This is a genomic window from Shewanella sp. DAU305, assembly GCF_026802235.1.
GTDB lineage: Bacteria > Pseudomonadota > Gammaproteobacteria > Enterobacterales > Shewanellaceae > Shewanella > Shewanella baltica.
The window spans coordinates 4,899,426-4,925,477 of sequence record NZ_CP113808.1; the positions used below are offsets into that span (position 1 = coordinate 4,899,426).

The 26,052-nt window shown below is 47.4% G+C and carries 9 protein-coding genes and 3 rRNA genes; 2 read left to right on the plus strand and 10 right to left on the minus strand.

The features are described from left to right. Positions 1–108 precede the first annotated feature (108 nt). The 4 genes from rrf to acnB form a co-directional block, all read right to left on the minus strand. Positions 109–224, minus strand: a 5S ribosomal RNA gene (gene rrf / locus OX890_RS20850). Positions 225–414: 190 nt separating this feature from the next. After that, a 23S ribosomal RNA gene (locus tag OX890_RS20855) occupies positions 415–3,319 on the minus strand. A gap of 416 nt (positions 3,320–3,735) precedes the next feature. Further along, positions 3,736–5,280: ribosomal RNA gene (locus OX890_RS20860) — 16S ribosomal RNA — on the minus strand. Together the 16S, 23S and 5S rRNA genes form the textbook arrangement of a ribosomal RNA operon. Positions 5,281–6,170: 890 nt before the next feature. Next, on the minus strand, positions 6,171–8,768 hold the full coding sequence (gene acnB / locus OX890_RS20865; protein ID WP_006084352.1) for a bifunctional aconitate hydratase 2/2-methylisocitrate dehydratase: 2,598 nt from the start codon (positions 8,766–8,768) through the stop codon (positions 6,171–6,173). A gap of 434 nt (positions 8,769–9,202) precedes the next feature. On the opposite strand from acnB, the gene hxpB reads away from it, so the two are divergent. Beyond that, entirely contained in the window at positions 9,203–9,862 is a 660-nt protein-coding gene (gene hxpB / locus OX890_RS20870; RefSeq protein WP_268649868.1) for a hexitol phosphatase HxpB, read from the plus strand. A 115-nt stretch (positions 9,863–9,977) separates the two neighbouring features. Further along, positions 9,978–10,331, plus strand: coding sequence for a DUF2845 domain-containing protein (locus OX890_RS20875; protein ID WP_006084354.1), 354 nt, complete (start codon positions 9,978–9,980; stop codon positions 10,329–10,331). A gap of 79 nt (positions 10,332–10,410) precedes the next feature. Here the strand turns inward: OX890_RS20875 and OX890_RS20880 are convergent, their stop codons facing one another. The 6 genes from OX890_RS20880 to aceE form a co-directional block, all read right to left on the minus strand. Continuing rightward, positions 10,411–12,453 carry a M13 family metallopeptidase gene (locus OX890_RS20880; RefSeq protein WP_268649869.1) on the minus strand — a complete coding sequence of 681 codons (2,043 nt, stop codon included), beginning with the start codon at positions 12,451–12,453 and terminating at the stop codon, positions 10,411–10,413. 219 nt (positions 12,454–12,672) lie between these two features. Continuing rightward, positions 12,673–14,889 carry a patatin-like phospholipase family protein gene (locus OX890_RS20885; RefSeq protein ID WP_268649870.1) on the minus strand — a complete coding sequence of 739 codons (2,217 nt, stop codon included), beginning with the start codon at positions 14,887–14,889 and terminating at the stop codon, positions 12,673–12,675. A 298-nt stretch (positions 14,890–15,187) separates the two neighbouring features. Continuing rightward, complete coding sequence (locus OX890_RS20890) at positions 15,188–19,660, minus strand: EAL domain-containing protein (RefSeq protein WP_268649872.1); 4,473 nt, start codon at positions 19,658–19,660, stop codon at positions 15,188–15,190. A 139-nt stretch (positions 19,661–19,799) separates the two neighbouring features. Continuing rightward, the gene (gene lpdA, locus OX890_RS20895; protein ID WP_006084361.1) at positions 19,800–21,227 is read right to left on the minus strand and encodes a dihydrolipoyl dehydrogenase; all 1,428 of its coding nucleotides are present in this window, start codon (positions 21,225–21,227) and stop codon (positions 19,800–19,802) included. A gap of 147 nt (positions 21,228–21,374) precedes the next feature. Beyond that, positions 21,375–23,357, minus strand: coding sequence for a dihydrolipoyllysine-residue acetyltransferase (aceF, locus tag OX890_RS20900; protein WP_268649873.1), 1,983 nt, complete (start codon positions 23,355–23,357; stop codon positions 21,375–21,377). 12 nt (positions 23,358–23,369) lie between these two features. After that, a complete protein-coding gene (gene aceE / locus OX890_RS20905; protein WP_006083344.1) occupies positions 23,370–26,036 on the minus strand; it encodes a pyruvate dehydrogenase (acetyl-transferring), homodimeric type in 2,667 nt (888 codons plus the stop codon). Positions 26,037–26,052 lie beyond the last annotated feature (16 nt).

Sequence of the window (26,052 nt, forward strand, 5' to 3'; positions counted from 1 at the left end):
TTGCGATCGCGGTACGAGATGGAGTACAGGCTGAATTTTACAAATTGCAGACGCAAAAAAGCCAGCTTATTCAGCTGGCTTCGTTACATCTCTACGAGATAATTAGGCGCTTGGCGATGACCTACTCTCACATGGGGAGACCCCACACTACCATCGGCGCGTTTGCGTTTCACTTCTGAGTTCGGGATGGGATCAGGTGGTTCCACAAGGCTATTGTCACCAAGCAAATTCTGTTTATTACCGTGTCCATCTCTGGCTCACGCTAATAATAATTCGGAAAGCTGATTTGCTTTGTTTGAGTTCGCACTTCATCAAGTGTCGATATTCTGTCTAAGGCTTTTCGTACGACCTCCATGGATGGAGGAAGTGCTAGAAAATGTCTGGAACATTTTCAGTAAAACCCATCTGGGTTGTATGGTTAAGCCTCTCGAGTCATTAGTACATGTTAGCTCAACGCCTCACAACGCTTACACACCATGCCTATCAACGTCCTAGTCTCGAACGGCTCTTTAGAGGAATTAAATTCCTAGGGATGACTCATCTTAGGGCTCGCTTCCCGCTTAGATGCTTTCAGCGGTTATCGATTCCGAACGTAGCTACCGGGCAATGCCATTGGCATGACAACCCGAACACCAGCGGTTCGTCCACTCCGGTCCTCTCGTACTAGGAGCAGCTCCCTTCAATCATCCAACGCCCACGGCAGATAGGGACCGAACTGTCTCACGACGTTCTGAACCCAGCTCGCGTACCACTTTAAATGGCGAACAGCCATACCCTTGGGACCGACTTCAGCCCCAGGATGTGATGAGCCGACATCGAGGTGCCAAACACCGCCGTCGATATGAACTCTTGGGCGGTATCAGCCTGTTATCCCCGGAGTACCTTTTATCCGTTGAGCGATGGCCCTTCCATTCAGAACCACCGGATCACTATGACCTACTTTCGTACCTGCTCGACGTGTATGTCTCGCAGTTAAGCTGGCTTATGCCATTGCACTAACCGTACGATGTCCGACCGTACTTAGCCAACCTTCGTGCTCCTCCGTTACTCTTTGGGAGGAGACCGCCCCAGTCAAACTACCCACCAGGCACTGTCCCTAATCCCGATAAGGGACCTAGGTTAGAACATCAAAACTACAAGGGTGGTATTTCAAGGACGACTCCATCATGACTAGCGTCACAACTTCAAAGTCTCCCACCTATCCTACACATGTAGGTTCAATGTTCAGTGCCAAGCTATAGTAAAGGTTCACGGGGTCTTTCCGTCTAGCCGCGGGTATACGGCATCTTCACCGCAATTTCAACTTCACTGAGTCTCGGCTGGAGACAGCGTGGCCATCATTACGCCATTCGTGCAGGTCGGAACTTACCCGACAAGGAATTTCGCTACCTTAGGACCGTTATAGTTACGGCCGCCGTTTACCGGGGCTTCGATCATGAGCTTCTCTTGCGATAACCCAATCAATTAACCTTCCGGCACCGGGCAGGCGTCACACCGTATACTTCCTCTTGCGAGTTTGCACAGTGCTGTGTTTTTGATAAACAGTTGCAGCCACCTGGTATCTGCGACTCCCGTCAGCTTAGAGAGCAAGTCTCATCACCAACAAGAGCGTACCTTCTCCCGAAGTTACGGTACCATTTTGCCTAGTTCCTTCAGCCGAGTTCTCTCAAGCGCCTTGGTATTCTCTACCCGACCACCTGTGTCGGTTTGGGGTACGATTCCCACTAACCTGAAGCTTAGAAGATTTTCCTGGAAGCATGGCATCAACTACTTCAGTCCCTTAGGACCTCGTCATCAGCTCTCAGTCTGCACACTAAAGTGCGATTCCCCGGATTTGCCTAAGAAATCAACCTACCACCTTAAACGCGGACTACCAACGCCGCGCTAGCCTAGCCTTCTCCGTCTCTCCATCGCAGTTAGCGGAAGTACAGAAATATTAATCTGTTTCCCATCGATTACGCCTTTCGGCCTCACCTTAGGGGTCGACTCACCCTGCCCCGATTAACGTTGGACAGGAACCCTTGGTCTTTCGGCGAGGGGGTTTTTCACCCCCTTTATCGTTACTCATGTCAGCATTCGCACTTCTGATACCTCCAGCGTGGGTTACCCCTTCACCTTCAACGGCTTACAGAACGCTCCTCTACCGCGCATCTCTAATGAAATGCACCCGTAGCTTCGGTGACTAGCTTAGCCCCGTTACATCTTCCGCGCAGGCCGACTCGACTAGTGAGCTATTACGCTTTCTTTAAATGATGGCTGCTTCTAAGCCAACATCCTAGCTGTCTAAGCCTTCCCACATCGTTTCCCACTTAGCTAGTACTTTGGGACCTTAGCTGACGGTCTGGGTTGTTTCCCTTTTGACGACGGACGTTAGCACCCGCCGTCTGTCTCCCGAGTAGTACTCATTGGTATTCGGAGTTTGCAAAGGGTTGGTAAGTCGGGATGACCCCCTAGCCTTAACAGTGCTCTACCCCCAATGGTATTCGCTCGAGGCGCTACCTAAATAGCTTTCGAGGAGAACCAGATATCTCCCGGTTTGATTGGCCTTTCACCCCCAGCCACAAGTCATCCGCTAATTTTTCAACATTAGTCGGTTCGGTCCTCCAGTTGATGTTACTCAACCTTCAACCTGCCCATGGCTAGATCACCGGGTTTCGGGTCTACACCTTGCAACTAAACGCGCAGTTAACACTCGGTTTCCCTACGGCTCCGCTATTCGCTTAACCTCGCTACAAAATGTAAGTCGCTGACCCATTATACAAAAGGTACGCAGTCACGGTCTCAAGAACCGCTCCCACTGCTTGTACGTATACGGTTTCAGGTTCTATTTCACTCCCCTCACAGGGGTTCTTTTCGCCTTTCCCTCACGGTACTGGTTCACTATCGGTCAGTCAGGAGTATTTAGCCTTGGAGGATGGTCCCCCCATATTCAAACAGGATGTCACGTGTCCCGCCTTACTCGTTTTCATCAATGGTTAGTTTTCATGTACGGGGCTATCACCCTGTGCCGCTGTGCTTTCCAACACATTCCACTAACACCCCACTGACTTAAGGGCTAATCCCCGTTCGCTCGCCGCTACTAGGGGAATCTCGGTTGATTTCTTTTCCTCCGGGTACTTAGATGTTTCAGTTCCCCGGGTTCGCCTCGCAACACTATGTATTCATGTTGCGATAACAGCTTATGCTGCTGGGTTCCCCCATTCGGACATCGTTAGCTCAAATGCTTGTTACTAGCTCGCCAACGCTTTTCGCAAGTTACTACGTCCTTCATCGCCTCTGACTGCCAAGGCATCCACCGTATACGCTTAGTCGCTTAACCATACAACCCAAATGAGTTTCACTCATCTGAGTCGTATTGCGACCAGCTTGGTTTTACTTGTCTCACTTCTGACCAAAGAAGTGGACGCGCCTTAGACGTAAACTATTCAACTAAGAATAATTTACTTTTGAATATTCAAGACACTTAATAAAGTGTTTGAGAACTCATGATGCAAACGTTTCCACGTTTACATCGGTTTGTAAGTAACATGACGACAGACATCATCACGTTAAATACTATCAGCTTTCCAAATTGTTAAAGAACAATGCGTACCGGCTCGCGGCGCATTCAGCTCTGACTTCTCCTAAGAGAAGATAAACAAGCAATCTGTGTGAACACTCAAAAGGTACACGGATGTACCGAATGTCGAAAATGCAGGAGCATTTTTCGACCAAACATTAAGTTAGTCGTATAGGTAAGGAGGTGATCCAGCCCCAGGTTCCCCTAGGGCTACCTTGTTACGACTTCACCCCAGTCATGAACCACAAAGTGGTGAGCGCCCCCCCGAAGGTTAAGCTACCCACTTCTTTTGCAGCCCACTCCCATGGTGTGACGGGCGGTGTGTACAAGGCCCGGGAACGTATTCACCGTGGCATTCTGATCCACGATTACTAGCGATTCCGACTTCATGGAGTCGAGTTGCAGACTCCAATCCGGACTACGACGAGCTTTGTGAGATTAGCTCCACCTCGCGGCTTTGCAACCCTCTGTACTCGCCATTGTAGCACGTGTGTAGCCCTACTCGTAAGGGCCATGATGACTTGACGTCGTCCCCACCTTCCTCCGGTTTATCACCGGCAGTCTCCCTAGAGTTCCCACCATTACGTGCTGGCAAATAAGGATAGGGGTTGCGCTCGTTGCGGGACTTAACCCAACATTTCACAACACGAGCTGACGACAGCCATGCAGCACCTGTCTCACGGTTCCCGAAGGCACTAAGCTATCTCTAGCGAATTCCGTGGATGTCAAGAGTAGGTAAGGTTCTTCGCGTTGCATCGAATTAAACCACATGCTCCACCGCTTGTGCGGGCCCCCGTCAATTCATTTGAGTTTTAACCTTGCGGCCGTACTCCCCAGGCGGTCTACTTAATGCGTTAGCTTGAGAGCCCAGTGTTCAAGACACCAAACTCCGAGTAGACATCGTTTACGGCGTGGACTACCAGGGTATCTAATCCTGTTTGCTCCCCACGCTTTCGTGCCTGAGCGTCAGTCTTTGTCCAGGGGGCCGCCTTCGCCACCGGTATTCCTCCAGATCTCTACGCATTTCACCGCTACACCTGGAATTCTACCCCCCTCTACAAGACTCTAGTTCGCCAGTTCGAAATGCAATTCCCAGGTTGAGCCCGGGGCTTTCACATCTCGCTTAACAAACCGCCTGCGCACGCTTTACGCCCAGTAATTCCGATTAACGCTCGGACCCTCCGTATTACCGCGGCTGCTGGCACGGAGTTAGCCGGTCCTTCTTCTGTAGGTAACGTCACAGCAACAGCGTATTAAGCTGCTACCTTTCCTCCCTACTGAAAGTGCTTTACAACCCGAAGGCCTTCTTCACACACGCGGCATGGCTGCATCAGGGTTTCCCCCATTGTGCAATATTCCCCACTGCTGCCTCCCGTAGGAGTCTGGGCCGTGTCTCAGTCCCAGTGTGGCTGATCATCCTCTCAGAACAGCTAGGGATCGTCGCCTTGGTGAGCCATTACCTCACCAACTAGCTAATCCCACCTAGGTTCATCCAATCGCGGAAGGCCCGAAGGTCCCCTCCTTTCCCCCGTAGGGCGTATGCGGTATTAGCAGTCGTTTCCAACTGTTATCCCCCTCGACTGGGCAGATCCCTAGGCATTACTCACCCGTCCGCCGCTCGCCGGCAAAGATAGCAAGCTATCTTCCCGCTGCCGCTCGACTTGCATGTGTTAGGCCTGCCGCCAGCGTTCAATCTGAGCCATGATCAAACTCTTCAATTAAAGTTTTGTTGCTTCGGTCTTGCGACTTCAGCGGCTCAATGAATTCTGATTTTTTTGTTTTTCGCACTCCTTATAAAAGAAGGGCTAAAACAAACTGTACATATTGCTATGAACACTCATTGTTACATTGATTTAAATTTTTGACTGCCAACCCGAAGGTTAAGCAGTTTCGATTAACTCAACACCTGTGAGTGTCCACACAGATTTCTTGTTTTATCTTGTTAAAGAGCAACTCAATATCCGTAAGAGGACGTGAGTACCACACTGAGCGCCGAACGCTTCCAGTTGGCTAGGGCTGCGTATTCTACGCATTTCCCGTTTCGCGTCAAGGAGTTTTTTCAACTTCTTGCTGCGATTGAATTAAGTGCCATTCTCAACAGAGAGTAAGCCATTCAATTCAATCTAACTCGCCAGCTTGCTTTCGCTGTCTGCCGTGTCAGTGGATGCGCATTATAGGGAGATTGAGAAAGTGTGCAACCCCTATTTTAAGGAAATTTGCAGTTAATTCATATCCTTCAAGCTAATCACATCATACCCACCACTTACCCCCAAAGTTATCCACAATTCAGTCAAGATAATGCCTTTGCTCGACATTATCCTTCTCAAAAAGCCATTAGATGATTTGTAGATAAGTATGTAAGTAGAAGAATTTAGTCTTTCAAAAGGAAGATTAAGCGAGGTGAAGCCTGATACTTATTAGGATCACGCCTTAGTTAATTGCCTAATAACAATGTTAGCCATTTATGAAAACCGAGCCTGTTATATGGGAGAGCCGAGACATCACTATTTAAAGGGGTTATTTGTACATATATATGTGGAGGAGAAACTGACCTACAAAAAAGCCAGCTTGCGCTGGCTTTTGTACATCAAGCTACCTTAACGGCAATCGATTACACAGTAGTTTGGAAGATCACTTCCGATGCCTTTTGTGTATAAGACTCGATTTGGTCGAAGTTCAAGTAACGGTAAGTGTCAGCCGCAGTGGCGTCTAACTCTTTTGCGTATTCTTGATATTCTTCAGGTGACGGCAGACGACCTAACAGTGCAGCAACCGCAGCCAGTTCAGCAGAGGCTAAGTAAACGTTAGCGCCTGTACCTAAACGGTTAGGGAAGTTACGGGTAGAAGTCGATACGACAGTTGCACCTTCAGCTACACGTGCTTGGTTACCCATACACAGTGAACAGCCTGGGATCTCGATGCGCGCGCCTACACGACCGAAAATCGCGTAGTAGCCTTCTTCAGTCAGCTGATCTCTGTCCATCTTAGTCGGTGGTGCAATCCACAGACGAGTTGGCAGGGTTTTAGCAAACTTATCTAACATCTTACCGGTTGCGCGGAAGTGACCAATGTTGGTCATACAAGAACCGACGAACACTTCGTCAATCTTAGTTTGCGCAACAGATGACAGTAGAACTGCATCATCAGGATCGTTCGGCGCACACAGGATTGGCTCTTTGATGTCGTTTAAATCGATTTCGATCACTGCTGCGTACTCAGCATCTTTATCGGCGCTCATCAGTTCAGGATTCGCTAACCACTCTTCCATGCCTTTGATACGACGTTCAATCGTACGACGATCGCCGTAACCTTCAGCGATCATCCACTTCAGCATGATGATGTTTGAGTTCAGGTATTCGATGATAGGTTCTTTGTCTAACTTGATAGTACAACCGGCAGCAGAGCGCTCAGCTGAAGCATCAGACAGTTCGAAAGCTTGTTCAACTTTCAAGGTTTCAAGACCTTCGATTTCCAGTACGCGACCAGAGAAGATATTGACTTTACCTTTCTTCTCAACGGTCAGCATGCCCAGTTCAATGGCTTTTAATGGGATAGCATGTACCAGATCACGCAGTGTGATGCCGGGTTGCATTTTGCCCTTGAAGCGCACTAATACTGATTCAGGCATGTCGAGCGGCATAACGCCAGTCGCCGCAGCAAACGCCACTAAGCCAGAACCTGCTGGGAATGAAATACCGATTGGGAAACGCGTATGTGAGTCACCACCCGTACCAACGGTATCTGGCAGCAGCATACGGTTTAACCATGAGTGGATAACACCATCGCCAGGACGCAGTGATACACCGCCGCGATTCATAATGAAGTCAGGCAGAGTATGATGTGTGTTCACATCAACAGGCTTTGGATAAGCCGCAGTGTGACAGAATGACTGCATAGTCAAATCAGCACTGAAACCTAAGCAAGCTAAATCTTTCAGCTCGTCACGGGTCATAGGACCTGTAGTATCTTGTGAACCAACAGAGGTCATCTTAGGTTCGCAGTATTGGCCAGGACGCACGCCAGCTACGCCGCATGCTTTACCAACCATTTTCTGTGCAAGCGTATAACCTTTACCCGTATCAGCCACGTCTTGTGAACGCACGAATACGTCAGATACGCCTAAACCTAATACTTCACGGGCTTTGTCAGTTAAACCACGACCGATGATCAGTGGAATACGACCACCAGCACGAACTTCGTCTAACAGCACTTCAGTTTTTAAGCTGAATTCTGAAATCACTTCGTCGCTGTCGTGACGCTTAACCACACCGGCGTATGGGTAGATGTCAATCACATCGCCCATTTCCATTTTGTTTACGTCAAGCTCGATTGGCAGTGCGCCCGCATCTTCCATAGTGTTGAAGAAAATCGGTGCAATTTTACCGCCAAGGCAGAAACCGCCAGCGCGCTTGTTGGGTACAAATGGAATGTCATCGCCCATAAACCACAGTACTGAGTTAGTCGCTGATTTACGTGATGAACCCGTACCCACAACATCGCCCACATAGACTAGTGGGAAACCTTGCGCTTTTAACGCTTCGATTTTTTTCACTGGGCCAACGGCGCCAGCAACGTCAGGCTCGATACCATCACGGGCGTTTTTCAGCATAGCTAACGCGTGTAATGGAATATCTGGACGTGACCAAGCATCGGGTGCTGGTGACAAGTCATCGGTGTTGGTTTCACCAGAGACTTTAAATACTGTCAGAGTGACTTTGTCGGCCAGTTTTGGACGGTTTAAGTACCAATCTGCATTCGCCCACGCTTCAACCACTTGCTTAGCAAACTCATTGCCTGCTTCCATCTTCTCAACCACATCGTGGAAAGAATCAAACATCAGCAGAGTGTGAGATAAGGCTTTAACGGCTAAAGGTGCTAACGCTGGGTTATCCAGCTGCGCGATCAGAGGTTCGATGTTGTAGCCGCCTTGCATAGTGCCTAATAACTCAGTAGCACGCTCAGCAGACAAAATAGGTGATTTTTCAGTGCCTTTGGCAACCGCATCTAAGAAAGCAGCCTTAACATAAGCGGCTTCATCAACACCTGGGGGAATTCGATTTTCAAGCAGGTCGAGAACGAAAGCCTCTTCACCTGCGGGTGGGTTTTGAACTAACTTAACCAGTTCAGCCACTTGATGTGCATCTAATGGCTTAGGGACTACGCCCTCTGCAGCACGTTCTGCGACGTGTTTACGATATGCTTCTAGCACGGCAACATTCCTCTTTGTTTGGCGCTCTAACAACGAAACTGCACGTCTTCTTAATTGAAGCTGACAGTCCGACATGATCGACCCGTATTTCCGGCCTGCAGTATACTACAGCTTTGCAAAAGTATGAATCAGGTCACACTCGGCAAAAAGCGAAATAAGGACTAAATCCGGCGGCGAATGCCAACTTACGGGAATATTAAAACAAGTGAAATTAGACAATAGTTTGAAAACAGACAAAAAACCATAAACTACAAATAGTTAACAATGTTTCATTAATTTTAAATCGAACAGGCAATTTTCAGCGCCCTAGATAAAATATGTGTAAATTTTTCTCATCTTGCGGCATTTTGGCTTTTAAGATGCAGTGCGAGAACTTACACTCAGGCTTAATTTACTGCATATCTCAGTTATTTCCCCAGTCCATCGGAGTACCAATGACATCCCTTAGCATTCAAGCCGTTATTTTTGATATGGATGGCGTTTTAATCGATTCAGAACCCCTATGGCAGCAGGTCGAGTATGAAGTGTTATCCGCACTTGGCGTGCCCGTGACCATAGAAACGATTCAACAAACCACAGGTTTACGTATCGATCAGTGCGTCGATTATTGGTACCACAAGGCTCCTTGGCCTCACTACGACAATGCCAAGATCAGCCAAGCGATTGTTGATAAGGTCGCGAGTGAAATTCTGATTAGCGGCGAAGCTATGCTGGGCGTTCACGAAGCGATTGATCACTGCCAAGCACTGGGTCTTAAAATCGGCTTAGCCACCTCCTCGTTTTACACTATTATCGAGGCGGTGCTCTCTAAGTTAGGACTCAGCGATAAATTTATGGCGGTGCAATCGGCTGAAGGTCTCACCTACGGTAAACCCCACCCTGAAGTATATTTGAATTGCGCTAAGGCGTTAGATGTCGATCCCCGCTATTGTCTTGCGATCGAAGATTCCTTTAACGGCTTAATTGCCGCCCGAGCGGCCAATATGCAAACGCTTGCGATCCCCGCACCAGAGCAAAGAGGCGAAGCTAAGTGGGTTATCGCCCACCATCAGGCTGAGAACTTATTGGCCTTGCCGACACTCTTAGCTCAATAACGCCATAACACGTCTAGCCGCTGCAGGGCGGATAAGCTTAGTTTTAGCTATATGGATAATGAGTCTTTGCAGTGTGGAGGAATAGCAGAATGATGTATGTACGAGAGTGGAGCCAATGAAGTACCTGTCTTTATTATCACCCGTATTATTACCCATGGGCTTAATACTCATGTCCGTCAGCTTGTCCGCTAATGCGGGTGGTGCTATGCACTGCAAGCAACAAGTGGTCAACACTGGCGATACCTTAACGACTGTGCTGGAGAAGTGCGGTTCGCCCAGTGATATTCGCGAATTTAGTTTACCAGCGACTTATCTCAACTCAGACGGCGACCGAGTGATCGATCCCAGCAAGTTGCCGACTGAGTATCAAGAATGGACCTATGACTTTGGACCGACACGCTTAATGCGCCGGCTTTATGCCACGGACAATAAAGTCACTAAAATCGAATCCTTAGGTTACGGACATTAATCAGCAGCATCCTAGATTATTGTCGTCAATAAAAAAGCCAGACATTGTCTGGCTTTCTTGTTTCAATCAACTGAATGTATTACCAAATCTTTACACGTTCATCTGGTGTTAAATACATTTTATCGCCTTCTTTCATCTCGAAGGCTTTATAGAAGGCTTCCACGTTACGCGGCGTCCCCATAGCGCGGTAGTGACTCGGTGAATGCGGATCTGTCAGCAAGCGACGGCTCAGCTCTTCATCACGGTAGTTACGACGCCATACTTGCGACCAACCCACAAAGAAGCGTTGCTCGCCCGTTAATCCATCAAGCACTGGCGCGGGTTTGCCATTAAGGCTCATTAGATACGAGCGTGCCGCTACGGTTAAACCCCCTAAGTCGCCGATGTTTTCCCCTAAGGTCAAATCACCGTTAACAAACTTGCCGGGCAGTGCTTCATAACCTGAGTATTGCGCTGACAGTTGTTTACCGCGTTTTTGGAACTCTTCGCGGTCTTTATCTGACCACCAGTCACGCAGGTTACCGTCGCCATCGTACTTAGCGCCTTGGTCATCAAAACCATGGCTGATTTCATGGCCGATCACAGCTCCGATACCACCGTAGTTCACCGCATCATCGGCATCCATATTGAAGAATGGCGGTTGCAGAATCGCAGCAGGGAATACGATTTCGTTTTTCACTGGGCTATAATAAGCGTTTACCGTTTGTGGTGTCATGCCCCATTCGGTACGATCGATTGGCTTGCCAAGCTTGTTGATCATGTCTTGATATTCAAACTGTGCGTAACGCATGTAGTTACCGACTAACTCGTCAGCCTTGATATCTAAACCTGAGTAATCTTTCCACTTATCTGGATAACCGATTTTATAGGTAAACTTAGCCAGTTTTTCTTGGGCGGCGACTTTGGTTTCTGGCGTCATCCACTCAAGTTCATTGATGCTGACCTCGAAACCTATGATCAAGTTTTTGATCATAGTTTCCATACGCGCTTTAGCTTCTGGCTTGAAGTATTGCTTAACGTACTCTTCGCCCACTAACTCACCAATCACTTGGTCGGCGCCATCAACCGCTTTTTTCCAGCGTGGTTGTTGCTCTTCGATACCCATTAAGGTTTTGCTCTTAAAGGCGAAGTTCAAATCAACAAAGTTTTTGCTCAGTAACTCGGCGTAGCTATCTACTAGATGGAACGCGAGATAGTCCTGCCAAGCCGATACCGGAAAGGTCTCGAAACCTGCACCAAGTTTTTCGAAGTAAGAGGGCTGGCGCACTATGATGTCAGTGACTTTGTCGCCTAAACCTGCGCTGGACGCGAAGGCATTGAAATCAAATTGACCCGTTAACTTTTGCAGTTCAGCGCGATCTAACTTGTTGTAAGCCTTATTGGCGTCGCGAGATTCCACTCGGCTCCACTGACTTTTGGCGATCATCATTTCAATATCGGCAACGTTTTTAGCCGCGCGTTTAGCATCCTTGTAACCCGCTTCGGTCAGTATGTCTGTCACATACTTAGCCATGGCTTGGCGATTAGCTGCAAACTTAGGATCATCTTTCAGGTAATAATCACGGTCCGGCAACGTAAGGCCCGACTGGCTTAGATACACGGCGTACTGAGTTGAGTTTTTGGCGTCGTTATTGACGTAAAAACCAAAGGGAATACCAGAGCCGGTCGTCAGCAATTTACCCATAACGGCTGGTAAATCAGCGTGTGTTTTGGCGGCAGCAATATCGGCCAGCAAAGGGTTTAATGGTGTAACACCTAAGGTTTCAAGTAAATCGGTATTCATAAAACTGGCGTTGAAATCACCAATTTTTTGCTCATTCGAGCCTGCCGCTGGATTCTTTTTAGCGGCCGCTTCGTCGATGATCTTTTTCAATGCATCTTGGCTTTGATCGTACAGCACTGAAAATGCGCCGTAGTTAGACTTGTCGGCAGGAATAGGCGTATTCGCCAACCATTTACCGTTAACGCTGTAATAGAAATCGTCTTGATGGCGAACTGAGGCATCAAAGTTTTGCAATTCAATGCCAGAAACCGCGGCGACTTCAGTTTTAGGCTCAGTACTACAAGCGGCTAAACCTAAACTCAGGGCGATACCCAGTGCCAGTGTGCTTATCTTCTTCATTGTTTTCCCCAGCTTCCTTAAGAGTTATTATTTTTCCCGCAAAACCTTAGCATCTTGGCACGCCCCACAGTAGCAAGATTTTGTAAAAGGATATGACACTTTAGCGACGCGCGAACCGATTCAGGCACTATGCCATCAAGACCGTTTAGGATTTTCATCGCACAAAAAATAAGGGCACAACCTCAGTCATGCCCTTAAGATCTTCACATGCATCACTCGCTAGAAGTTTTTACCCACAAATAAATAGAAGGACTTATCGCCAAGATCTGTGATCCCAAAGCCGATTGCCGCAGGTCCCATGGAAGTATCAGTACCAATGTAGAGACTCGATGCATAAATCAAATCAGTGAGAGTGACTTCAGAGCGCTCATCCCAGACATTCCCCGCTTCCAAACTCCAACCTAGATACAAAGGATAATCTGTCATTCCGAGCGCATCACGCCCGAGATCATATTGATAAACAAAGGCGCCAAAGACTTTATGCGCCCCTGTCAGTGAGTCTTTATGGTAGCCAGATAGATTTAAAAATCCACCCAGCTCAGATAGATGCAGCGTATTCATCCCATCATTATCGTTGGTTGAAATCGATGCCTTACCCACAAAAGCATGATTGCCGACACTCAAGGCGCCCTTCCAGTCGGCCCCTATCTGCACACTGTATTGGTTTTGGTTATCGTCGATAATGTCATCGAAATCTTCATTGCGTACATAGACGTTTAAGGTCACGCGATTACCCGATGTCGGGAAACTAATACTGTCTAAGCTGTCGTAGCCGAATCTAAAGTAAGCTCCATAGGAGCTAAAATCCAAGTCCCGTAACAGCCAGGCATCATTAATTATCGCGCCCTTCTCCGCCACTAAACCCAGCTCAATCATGCCCTGTGATGTATAGTTGTAGCCGATACCCAGTTCTATGGTGTGGGTTTTCTTGTCAAATGTGAGCAGACGATTGTTGTTATCGTATAAGTCCCAATTACGGGTATCGTATTGATAACGGGCGCGGCTAAAGAATTGTTGGTCTCTGTCTAATGGCTGATAGAACTCAGTCGCAAACAACTTTTCCATACCGAGTTTGATTTCATTGCGCCACTCGCCGCCATTGAAGGTCAAATCCGTCATGGTATAGGCCATGTCAAAACTGATGGCAGATTCAGAGTTAAAATCATCCTCCCAGTTAAAGCCCAGTTGGAAATAATTTGGCCCCCAAGACTTAGCTTTAGTGGTCACAGTCAGTACACGGCCGTCTTCACCCTCGACAAACTCAGCATCGACACGCTCAAACTTATTGAGGGAATAAATACGCTTTAACGCCTCATTCAGCTCGTCCTTAGACACAGCTTGGCCAGGTTTAATGTTCAAAGTTTCCGTTAAGAGATTCAGACTCACCTTAGATTGGTTATCGAAGACAATTTCATTAACAGAATGACGCACATCCGCCATTAACAACTTACCTTTGGCTTTTTTGGCCTCGACATAGGCGGCATATTCCTCAGGGCTCACGCTCATGCTGCTCAGCTTATCAAGCTGTCCATTAGCGGCTTCTTTGCCGAGGGTTAATGCCAAGGGCATGATAGTGAAATCTGTAGTGCTCAAGGCGTCGATCGCGGGACGGATCAACACATCCTTATCAGTCAGCAGCAGTTTTTGTTTTTCGGTGCTGGCATTGGTCAAAAAGTTGGAGAGCTGATCGAGCACGGCAATAGTGCTGTCTAATTTATCTTTTTTGACCAGAGGTGAACCAATATCGACGGCAATAATAATATCGGCGCCCATGGCCTTAACGACATCGACAGGCATATTGTTGGCAATACCGCCATCGACCAATAACTTACCGTCAATTTGAGCCGGCTGCAGCGCACCGGGAACTGTCGCAGAGGCTTGCATGGCTTTGACCATACTGCCGTGACTGATCACCACAGGTAAGCTGGTTTCTAAATCGGTCGCCACTGCACGGTAGGGAATGGCTAAATCATCGAAATTACCAAATTGCTGTACTAGATCGGTAGACTGACGCAGAAGTTGCGACATAGTCTGACCACGCAGCAACCCACTTGGCGCCCTCACTTGGCCTTCGTTATAACCAATGTTCAGCGGAATGTTGTAGCGATCGCGTAACTGTTTATCCCTATAACTCAAAATATTACGCGGGATAGTATCCGAGTAGCCACTGTCCCAATCAACACCCATCATGATCGCTTCGACTTCGCTGGCGCTGTAACCCAAGGAGTACATGCCTGCGACATAGGCACCGATACTGGTGCCCGCGATGTAATCGACCGGGATGTTATGTTCTTCTAATATTTTGAGCACCCCCACATGGGCAGCGCCTTTAGCGCCGCCGCCACTGAGTACGACACCAATTTTAAGGCGCTCTGCCGCCATCGACGGAGTCATGCACAAACACAAAATAATAGAAGCGAGTAGTTGACGCATCATGGTGAGGTTACTTTTTTTATGGGATAAAAATCCGAGTTATATTACCAAACTTATCGATTTAACCGTCAGTCATATTTTATCTGGACCGACTAGTGATAAGGCTGTGTACTATTTACACAAACAGATGCAGTTTAATTGAATAAATGACGAAACAAAATATCAATCGTGGCTGAATATTTTGTCATTTAAATCTCAGGCCGTAAGTTTATATCTTGCTGATTACCGCCAATAATCAGCACAAATATCAAGGACGCATGATCAAACATAAACGAGCCGATAATAGGTTATATGGTCTAGCTTAATGCTCAATAGCAACGATTCTGTTATCTGTTTCTAAATAGCGTTCAAAATCAGCCACGCACATAGGCTTAGCAAAATAATACCCTTGAATAATATAACAGCCGCGGCTAAATACTTGCTCTAACTGCTCAACCGTCTCAATCCCTTCGGCAACCACATTTAATTTAAGGTTACGGGCTAATTCAATAATACTGCTCACAATCGCCTGATCGGCCTTATTGGTGGCGATATCAATCAAGAAGGAGCGATCGATTTTTAAGGTGTTCACCTCAAAATGGCGTAAATAAGCCAGAGAAGAATAGCCTGTCCCAAAGTCATCAATGGCAACTTCAATCCCCAAGGATTTCAATCGCGAGAGATGATCTTTAGCGACGTGCAGCTCTTTCATCAATACGCCTTCAGTGATTTCTAAGCCTAAAGACGCTGTCGGCATTTGGGTTTCATGCAGAATTCTTTGTATGTCTTCAATAAAATCGGGCTGCCTGAAATGCACCGCCGAAATATTAACCGACAACTTAAAGGTAGCGCCATAACGTTTCGCCCAATGGGCTCCCTGCACACAGGCCTGCCTTAATACCCAGCGGTCAATATCGACAATTAAACCGCAGGCCTCGGCGACTTTGATGAAAATATCGGGACGAATAAAGCCGTCCAACGGATGTTTCCAGCGAATTAATGCTTCCATTCCAATGAGCTTATCGTTACGTAAAATATCAATCTGCGGCTGGTAATAAAGCTCGAACTCTTGCCGCTCTATCGCTTTACGTAAATCGGCCTCAAGCCGTAAATGATAGAGGGCTTGGGCATTACGCTCAGAGGAATAATATTGGAAATTCCCCCGCCCTTCTTCTTTGGCGTGGTACATAGCGAGATCGGCATTCTTGATAAAGGCTTCAGGCTGAACCGCATCATCGGGCCAAATACTGATGCCAATACTGGTCGAAATATAAAACTCACGGCCATATAACTTAAAAGGCGCCACAATTTGTTCCAGCAGCCGCTCGGCAATGTGGTTTATCTCATCAATGCTGTTGGCATTTCTGAGTAAAATAACAAATTCATCGCCGCCAAAGCGGCAGAGCATATGCTCGCTAGCAATACAGGATTGTAGTCGGCTTGAGGCTTCGACCAGTAAGGCATCGCCCATGCTATGACCATAGGAGTCATTAACATGCTTAAATCTATCGAGATCCAAGAACAATAGCGCCAATTTCTCGCCCGTTTGCTGCGCGGCCTGAATCGACTGTAATAGGCGACTAGAAAATAAGGAGCGGTTTGGCAATCCCGTAAGTACATCGTAATTGGCTAGGCGGCGTAAATCGGCTTCGGTTTGTTTACGTTCGGTAATATCCGAGAATACCACCACATAATGGGTCACTTTCCCGTTGGCACTTTGCATCACAGATACGTTTAGCCACACAGGACAAGGTTGCTGACTGGCGTTAATTAACTCACGCTCGCCCGTCCAAGACTGGCTATCACTGAGGAGTTGCTTAATTTCCGATGCCAAACCGTCATTCATCTGTACAAATTGGGTAAAGGATTGGCCTACTAAGTCAGCAGAATCGATGCCGATAATTTGCTGTGCCGCGTAATTCGCCACGCGAATACTACCTTCGACATCTAAAATCAGTACACCTTCAGATGTGTTACCAAACGCTTTTGCCAGTAAATTCACTTCATCTTCTAACTGGCGTTGCACGGTAATATCACTATAAATCCCTGCGACCCGCTCAATCTCATTGGAGTGCTTATTACGGGCAACGGGCCGCCCTCTTACCCTTAACCAGCCCCAATTACCGTCCTTGCGCTGATAACGATATTCGGCTTCGAATCTATCTATCTCCCCCGATATCATACTATCCCACTGAGCGAGCGCTTTTTCCCTATCCTGTGGATGCACAGGCAACTCTGCTAAGCTCACAACAATCTCATTGGCATGGGTACCGAGAACGGCACCGCGATTATCAAGATGAAATGCTTGAGTATTTTTATGCCATTCCCAGAGATCCGAGTCACTACCGCGCAAAGATTGCCTTAGCCTGTCATCACTCTCAGTTAATGCCAGATTCATCTGCTTAAAGGTATTGATCTGGCGTTGCCGATACCAAGCAAGACTTAAGGCAATAATAGAAAATAACAGCAGTAAAATGCCTTTAAAACCTTGGGATAACCACCAATGCTGCTCAACATAAAAGGGATAGGTAAAAGGTTTATCGGACCATATTCCATTGACCTGACTCAAAATATCTAAAACATAACCACCCGCAGCTAAACCTGCGAGGTTAATCTGCGACTCCCCCTGAAGCAGCACATAATTACTCTCTTCATCTTGATAACGTAATCGGTATTTAAATTGGATGGGCGAATCATCGAGATAATCTAAGTTAGTTATTTGAAAACTGACCATATTGGCTTCGGGTTTTATGGTCATCAGGTTACGCGGCAACAGGGACACTTCGGTCGTGTTGTTATAGTACACAGAGACAGATTCAAGCATCACATGGTCATCGGTAATGCGATTGGCCAGCCTATCGACATCAAGTCGCATCACGCCCTCGGGCGTGCCTAAGTAAAAGCCTGTTTTAGGTGAGTAAAAATAGGCGCCTTCGTTCATCTCATCGGAAATTAAACCATCGAGTTGATTAAACATGGCAATCTCGCCCGTTTGGATATCCTGTCGCACCAAAGAATCCGAGCAGCCCACAAGATTAGACTTGGGCGTTTTTTGAATAAAAAACACTGAACTACAATTTAATTGCCACTCGGAGGTCAATGAAATTAACGATCCCGTTTGCTGATGGTATTCAAATAAACCTTTTTCATAGGAGCCAAACCAGATCACCCCAGGTGACATTTCTTCAATGTGACTGACCGTGGGTTGTGCAGCAAAAGCATTAAACAACTGCCGCTGATCATGAAACTCATTTTGGCTGTCGATGTAACCAAAGACTTTTTTACCGCCCACCCACAAACGACCGTCGGAGGTGCGATAAATAGTGCGGATCACGGGGCGCTTAGGGCCGTCAAACTTGTTCGATGACTTATCAATATCAAAGGGCTGAGGTTCGTACAGTCCCATTTCCCAAAAATACAGCCCTGTTGTCGTCGCAATCCAAACACGTCCTTTCAGTTTGGGGTCACGATAGGTTTTATAAATAAGCTTATTTTTAAAATCATCATTGCCGTGAGTCCATTTAGAAAAGCTACTGCCTTGCAAAGTGTCTTTATCGACAACAAAGAGGCCGCTGGTCGTCGATAACAGTAAATAATGCCCCTCAAACGCACTGATATCGTAAATACTTTCATGGGGATTAAATCCCTCAATTGGCACGTTAAACGCTTTGCTACTGCCTTTTGCAATAAAATCTAAACTGGAAGAACCTAACCAAACCCCTTCATCACTGGCATGTACTGACCAAGTCATGGCATCGCTCAGTTGATAGGGTTCATCGCCAGTATAAGTATCGAGGATGAAATCAGGCTGTGACGCCAATAAAGCCAATCCATCGCCTGAGCCTCCGACCCACATCAAGCCAGCATCATCAAACAACATGGCTTTCAGCGTTTCCATGTTGGCCTCAGCCTTCAACTCTTTTTGATAGTTTTCAATCTGCCGCGTTTCGGGCGACCATTTCAATAAGCCGATACGACTAGAAAACCACAGATCCCCTTTAGCATCCTCAATGATCACTGTGCTCCAATCGGGCAATTCTGGCACGGGGATAATTTGCCTAGAAATTTGATCTAATTCATAAACGCCGCGTCCGGTCGCAATCCAGATCCTATGCTGAGAATCCTCTAACATATCGAGAATACTGCCCATAGATTCGGTCCAAAAGTATTGGAACACTCGCTCGCCATTTTGCTCCAGCAACTCTAATTGCAAGGTTCCCGCGACCAGCATTTGACCGTTAGGCATGACCAGCAATTTGCGCCAAGGAAGATCGCGATTAACTGGCAACTGAGTAATGAGGCGCAGTTCGGACTTTGAAGGGGAGAATTCATAAATCTGGCCATTATCAATTAACAATCGCCATGTTTTACTATTCTTTCGGGCTGCCGAGACCAGCGCACCACCGGGAAACTGCGGGAATAAATAGGGAGAACCAAACGCGGTAAATTGATTTTGTACAATATCGTAGAGGTAAATTGCGGCGTTAGTGCTAACCAATAACTTGTCACGGTCAATGTTTACTACTGAGGTTAAAAAGTCATCTGAAAGTCGCGATTCTGTGCCGATTTTATCGATACGCCGCACCTTAGAATTACTGACTCGATACAAGCCCTGCTCAGTCGCGGCCCATACAAAACCGTAATCATCTAAGGCCAGGCCTCGGATACTGGTGACCGCTAAACCGTCCCTATCAGTAAAAACTCGCTGCACAAAACCGCCCGCCCAAGCCGAGTGGACGCAAGTCAATGAAAGGATGAAACATGTCAGAATTGTTCTAATTATTTTTGTTTGCATGTGACGGCTTACTTCATACCATAGTTGTACTGTAGCAGCTCAATCCTATCAATTCATCCGCTTGTTTACATAAAAGTTACAAAAAAATACAGGCAATAAAAAAGCGCTCAAATGAGCGCTTTTTTAATCGACAGCTAAATTACTTTTTCTTTGCCTTTGGGTTTGGCAAATCAGTAATAGAACCTTCGTACATTTCAGCCGCTAAGCCCACTGATTCGTGCAGTGTTGGGTGAGCGTGAATGGTTAATGCTAAATCTTCAGCATCACAACCCATTTCAATCGCTAAACCGATTTCGCCTAACAGCTCGCCGCCGTTAACACCAACAATCGCACCACCGATTACGCGATGAGTGTCTTTGTCGAAAATCAGTTTAGTCATGCCTTCACTCGCATCAGATGCGATAGCGCGGCCGCTTGCTGCCCATGGGAAAGTTGCGGTTTCGTAAGCAATACCTTGCTCTTTCGCTTCTTTCTCAGTTAAACCAACCCAAGCGACTTCTGGGTCAGTGTAAGCAATTGATGGGATCACTTTTGGATCGAAGTAATGTTTCATGCCAGCGATAACTTCAGCCGCTACGTGGCCTTCGTGCACGCCTTTGTGAGCCAACATAGGTTGACCAACGATGTCACCAATTGCATAGATGTGCGGTACGTTAGTACGCAGTTGCTTATCAACCTTGATAAAGCCACGCTCATCAACGTTAACACCTGCTTTTTCAGCATCTAACGACTTGCCATTAGGTGCACGGCCAATTGCTACCAATACGGCATCGTAACGGACTGCTTCAGTTGGTGCGCTCTTACCTTCCATAGAAACATAGATACCGTCTTCACGGGCTTCTACCGCTGTGACTTTAGTTTCAAGGATCAGGTTGAATTTCTTCTTGATTTGCTTAGTGAATACGCGAACAACGTCTTTATCAGCCGCTGGGATCACTTGGTCGAACATTTCAACCACGTCGATCTCGCTGCCTAAAGAAGCGTACACAGTACCCATTTCTAGGCCGATAATACCGCCGCCCATTACTAACAACTTGCCTGGAACTTCTTTCAGTTCTAATGCGTCAGTCGAATCCCAAATACGTGGATCTTCATGCGGAATGAATGGCAGTTTGATTGGGCGAGAACCCGCAGCAATGATCGCTTGCTCGAATTGAACCACTTTGACAGTGCCATCTTCAGCAGTCACTTCTAGCGTGTTAGGGCCAGTGAATTTACCAAAACCGTTAACCACGTTAACTTTACGCATTTTGGACATACCGCCCAATCCGCCAGTTAATTGGCCAATAACTTTTTCTTTAAAGCCACGTAACTTATCTAAATCGATAGTTGGCTCGCCGAAAACCACACCGTGAGCAGCAACGGCTTTGGCTTCTTCGATAACTTTAGCAACATGTAATAGGGCTTTAGATGGGATACAACCCACGTTAAGACACACGCCGCCTAAAGTGCTAAAACGTTCAACGATAATGGTTTCTAGACCTAAGTCCGCTGCACGGAAAGCCGCAGAATAACCTGCAGGACCTGCACCTAATACCACTACCTGAGTTTTGATTTCGTTACTCATGTTTTCCTCTAATTCTCATTCAATCCGTTGGAGGAGCTATCCTGCCAACCGAAAATGCGCCAGCGCGTAAGGTGGGCGCATTTTAACCTGTGTTTGATACTGATCACAATAAACAAAAGGCCGCTCAAGATGAGCAGCCTTATATGCTTACAGAACCAAAGTACGAATATCGGACAGAATTCCTGACAGCGTCACACTAAAGCGTGCAGCCATAGCACCATCGATCACACGGTGATCGTATGACAGCGACAGTGGCAACATCAATTTAGGTTCGAACTCTTTACCATTCCACTTAGGCTTAATTTCAGATTTAGACACACCTAAAATCGCCACGTCTGGGTAGTTAACGATAGGCGTAAACGCTGTACCGCCAATGCCACCTAAACTTGAAATGGTAAAACAGCTACCTTGCATGTCAGCAGATTTCAGCTTGCCATCACGGGCACGGATAGAGATATCAGCCAGTTCACGAGATAACTCGATAATGCCTTTCTTATCCACGTCACGCACGACTGGCACAACCAAACCGTTTGGCGTATCAACCGCCACACCGATGTGGAAATACTTCTTCTGGATCAGTGATTCGCCATCGCTACTTAAGCTTGAGTTGAACACTGGGAACTGTTGCAACGTTTTAGCCACAGCTTTTAGCATAAACACTAAAGGCGTGATCTTGTAATCGGCTTTCTTCTTCGCCGCTACATCGTTTTGCTGCTTACGGAACTCTTCCATTTCAGTGATATCAGCTTCATCGAACTGAGTCACGTGCGGAATAGTTACCCAGTTGCGGTGTAAGTTAGGGCCAGAAATCTTCTGGATACGGCTTAATGGAATCTCTTCCACTTCACCAAACTTACTGAAATCAACTTTAGGTGCTGCAATCACTTGCAGACCGCCGCCGTTACCTGAACCAACAGAGGTTGCCGCAGTCGCTTTCGGACGAGACAGTTCGTATTTCACATACGCCTGAACGTCTTCTTTCATAATGCGACCTTTACGGCCAGTACCAGCAACTTGAGTCAAGTCGACACCAAATTCACGGGCTAAACGACGTACCGCAGGAGACGCATGTACCGCACCGGTAGACACAGGGGTACCTGCGCTAGGGTGGTGTGGTACTGGAGGACGGCTTGCAGGTGTTGGGGCTGCAACGGGCGCCGCGCTCACTGGAGCAGGAGCTGCCGCTTGAGCAACAGGTGCAGGAGCTGCACCTGCAGTCACAGTTTCAATCGTCGCAATAACGCTACCTTGAGAAACCTTGTCACCCACTTTAACAGTCAAAGACAGCAGTTTACCGGCGAATGGCGCAGGCACTTCCATGGTGGCTTTGTCAGTTTCAAGGGTAATCAAACCTTGGTCTGCAGTAATTTCATCACCGACAGACACGAGCACTTCGATCACATCGACATTGCTGGCATCGCCAATATCCGGCACTTGAATTTCTTTTACCGCAACCACGCTTGCCGCAGGTGCAACAGGTGCTGCGGCCACTGGCGCTACCGTAGCGGCAGGAGCCGCTTGAGCAGCAACAGTTGGCTCGGCTGCAGGTGCAGCGCCGCCCACTTCAAGCATGATGACTAAAGAGCCTTGCGACACTTTATCGCCAACTGCGACTTTAACGTCTTTAACCACACCCGCGAAAGGTGATGGTACGTCCATGGTCGCTTTGTCTGTTTCTAGGGTAATTAAACCGCTATCAACTTCAATCTTGTCACCAACAGCAACCAGGACTTCGATAACCGACACATCAGTGTCGCCACCGATATCAGGTACAGTCACTTCAACCACTTTGGTTGCGCCCGCCGCAGGGGCTGGAGCCGCTTGAACTGGTGCAGATGCCGGTGCCGCCTGAGCGGGTGCTGCAACTGGAGCCGGAGCGGCAGCTGCCGCGCCCGCCGCTTGCATCATAGCAATCAAAGTACCTTCAGATACTTTATCGCCCACAGCCACTTTCAATTCGGCTAAAACACCGGCGAAAGGCGCTGGAATATCCATAGTCGCCTTGTCGCTTTCGACGGTAAGAATCGATTCTTCTGCCGCTAGGGTATCACCCACAGCCACACAAATTTCGATCACTTGCACTTCATCGCCGCCGATATCAGGAACAAAAACTTCTTTTAATTCAGCCATTTTTATTGCCTCTTACGCGTACTGTGGATTGATCTTGTCAGCGTCGATACCATATTCTTTAATGGCTTTTGCTAACACATCGACAGGCAGCTCTTTGCGATCAACCAGTGATTTCAGTGCCGCAATAACGATGAACTTAGCGTCCACTTCGAAGTGGTGACGTAGATTCTCGCGGCTGTCTGAACGACCGAAACCGTCAGTACCTAACACTTTGTAATCGGTAGGAATATAAGCACGTAACTGTTCGCCGTAAATCTTCATATAGTCAGTCGCGACGATTGCAGGTGCATCACTTGAAATCACTTGGCTGATATAGGCTTGTTTTGGCGTTTCGGTTGGGTGCAGCATGTTCCAACGTTCAGCGGCTTGACCATCGCGAGTCAATTCGTTGAAGCTAGTTACGCTAAATACGTCGGCAGTAATACCGAAGTCTTTTGCCAGTGCTTGCGCCGCTTTACGGGTTTGTTCAAGGATAGTGCCACAGCTCATTAACTGAACTTTGCCTTTACCTGAGCCCGCAACCGTTTCTAACTTATAGATACCTTTCACTATGCCCACTTCCGCGCCTTCTGGCATGGCTGGTTGCTCATAGTTTTCGTTCATTGTGGTCAAGTAGTAGAAGATATCTTCTTGATTCTCGCCATACATACGACGGATACCATCTTGTACCACAACGGCAATTTCGTAGCCGTAGGTTGGATCGTAAGAAATACAGTTAGGGATAGTGTTCGCCAAAACGTGGCTGTGACCATCTTGATGCTGTAAACCTTCGCCGTTAAGCGTTGTACGACCTGAAGTACCACCGACTAAGAAACCACGAGCACGCATGTCACCCGCAGCCCAAGCCATGTCACCAATACGTTGGAAACCGAACATTGAGTAGTAGATATAGAACGGGATCATAGGTGTATCGTTGACTGAGTAGCTCGTCGCTGCCGATACCCATGAAGACATAGCACCGAGTTCGTTAATCCCTTCTTGCAATACTTGACCGGTTTTATCTTCACGATAGTAAGCCACTTGGTCAGAGTCTTGCGGTACGTATTTTTGGCCTTCGTGAGCATAAATACCCACTTGACGGAACAGACCTTCCATACCGAAAGTACGGGCTTCGTCAGGAATAATTGGCACAATGTTTTTGCCAATTTTCTTGTCTTTCAGCAATGCTGTCAGCACGCGAACGAACGCCATAGTCGATGAAATTTCACGGCCGTTTGAGCCCTGTAAAATCGAATCGAAAATCTTCAGTGACGGCACTTCCATCTCTTCAGTGAACTTTTGACGACGTTGTGGCACGCTACCATGCAGCGCTTCACGACGGCTCATCATGTACTTCACTTCTTCAGAATCTGGACCTGGATGATAGAAAGGCAGATCTTCTAACTGGTCATCAGGGATCGGGATATTGAAACGATCGCGGAAGTAACGGATAGACTCAACGCCCATCTTCTTCACGTTGTGAGCGATGTTTTTACCTTCACCCGCATCACCTAAGCCGTAACCTTTAACGGTTTTCGCTAGGATAACTGTTGGACGGCCTTTGGTTTTTTGTGCATGTTCTAGTGCAGCGTAAACTTTAACTGGATCATGACCGCCACGGTTTAAGCGCCAAATGTCATCATCTGACATGTTCGCAACCATTTCGGCCGTTTCAGGATACTTACCAAAGAAGTGTTCGCGTGTATAAGCGCCACCTTTGGCTTTACAGTTTTGGTATTCACCGTCAACGGTTTCTTCCATTAACTGCAGCAGTTTACCACTGGTGTCACGGGCCAATAATGGATCCCAGTAACGACCCCAAATCACTTTCACGACTTCCCAGCCTGCGCCGCGGAATTCGCCTTCAAGTTCTTGGATGATCTTACCGTTACCACGTACAGGGCCGTCAAGACGCTGTAAGTTACAGTTAACAATGAAGACTAAGTTATCTAATTCTTCACGGGCTGCTAAACCGATCGCACCTAAGGCTTCTGGCTCGTCACACTCACCGTCACCTAAGAAACAGTAAACAGTTTGTGCTGAACAATCTTTCAGACCGCGGTCAGTCAGATATTTCAGGAAACGGGCTTGATAGATGGCTTGGATTGGACCTAAGCCCATAGAAACCGTTGGGAATTGCCAGTAATCCGGCATCAGTTTTGGATGTGGGTATGAAGACAGACCCTTGCCATCCACTTCTTGACGGAAGTTAGCCAGTTGCTCTTCGCTTAAACGACCTTCTAGGAATGAACGCGCATAAATACCAGGGGCGATATGGCCTTGGAAATACACGAGATCGCCACCGTCTTTCTCATTCGGTGCACGGAAGAAGTGGTTAAAACATACGTCATAGATAGTCGCGCTTGAAGCGAAACTTGAGATATGGCCGCCCAACTCTAAATCTTTCTTAGAACCACGCAGAACCATAGCCAAAGCGTTCCAACGGATGATGGCGCGAATGCGACGTTCCATCTCTTGGTTGCCAGGCATGTGAGGCTCTTGACCCGCTGGGATAGTGTTCAAGTAAGCCGTTGTGGCATTGTAAGGCAAGTGAGTGCCATTACGACGCGCTTTATCGATCAGCTTCTCTAGTAAAAAATGCGCGCGCTCTGGGCCTTCCTGTTCCAACACGGCTTGCAGGGCATCAACCCATTCCTGAGTCTCTAATGGATCTACGTCTTGTAGCATATCTTCAGACATGACACTGTCCTTCTCT

What these genes read in the sequence shown, in the direction of transcription:
- hxpB (WP_268649868.1), top strand. Translation starts at nt 9,203, where the DNA reads ATGACATCCCTTAGCATTCAAGCCGTTATTTTTGATATGGATGGCGTT.
- OX890_RS20875 (WP_006084354.1), top strand. Translation starts at nt 9,978, where the DNA reads ATGAAGTACCTGTCTTTATTATCACCCGTATTATTACCCATGGGCTTA.
- OX890_RS20880 (WP_268649869.1), bottom strand. Translation starts at nt 12,453, where the DNA reads ATGAAGAAGATAAGCACACTGGCACTGGGTATCGCCCTGAGTTTAGGT.
- OX890_RS20885 (WP_268649870.1), bottom strand. Translation starts at nt 14,889, where the DNA reads ATGATGCGTCAACTACTCGCTTCTATTATTTTGTGTTTGTGCATGACT.
- OX890_RS20890 (WP_268649872.1), bottom strand. Translation starts at nt 19,660, where the DNA reads ATGCAAACAAAAATAATTAGAACAATTCTGACATGTTTCATCCTTTCA.
- lpdA (WP_006084361.1), bottom strand. Translation starts at nt 21,227, where the DNA reads ATGAGTAACGAAATCAAAACTCAGGTAGTGGTATTAGGTGCAGGTCCT.
- aceF (WP_268649873.1), bottom strand. Translation starts at nt 23,357, where the DNA reads ATGGCTGAATTAAAAGAAGTTTTTGTTCCTGATATCGGCGGCGATGAA.
- aceE (WP_006083344.1), bottom strand. Translation starts at nt 26,036, where the DNA reads ATGTCTGAAGATATGCTACAAGACGTAGATCCATTAGAGACTCAGGAA.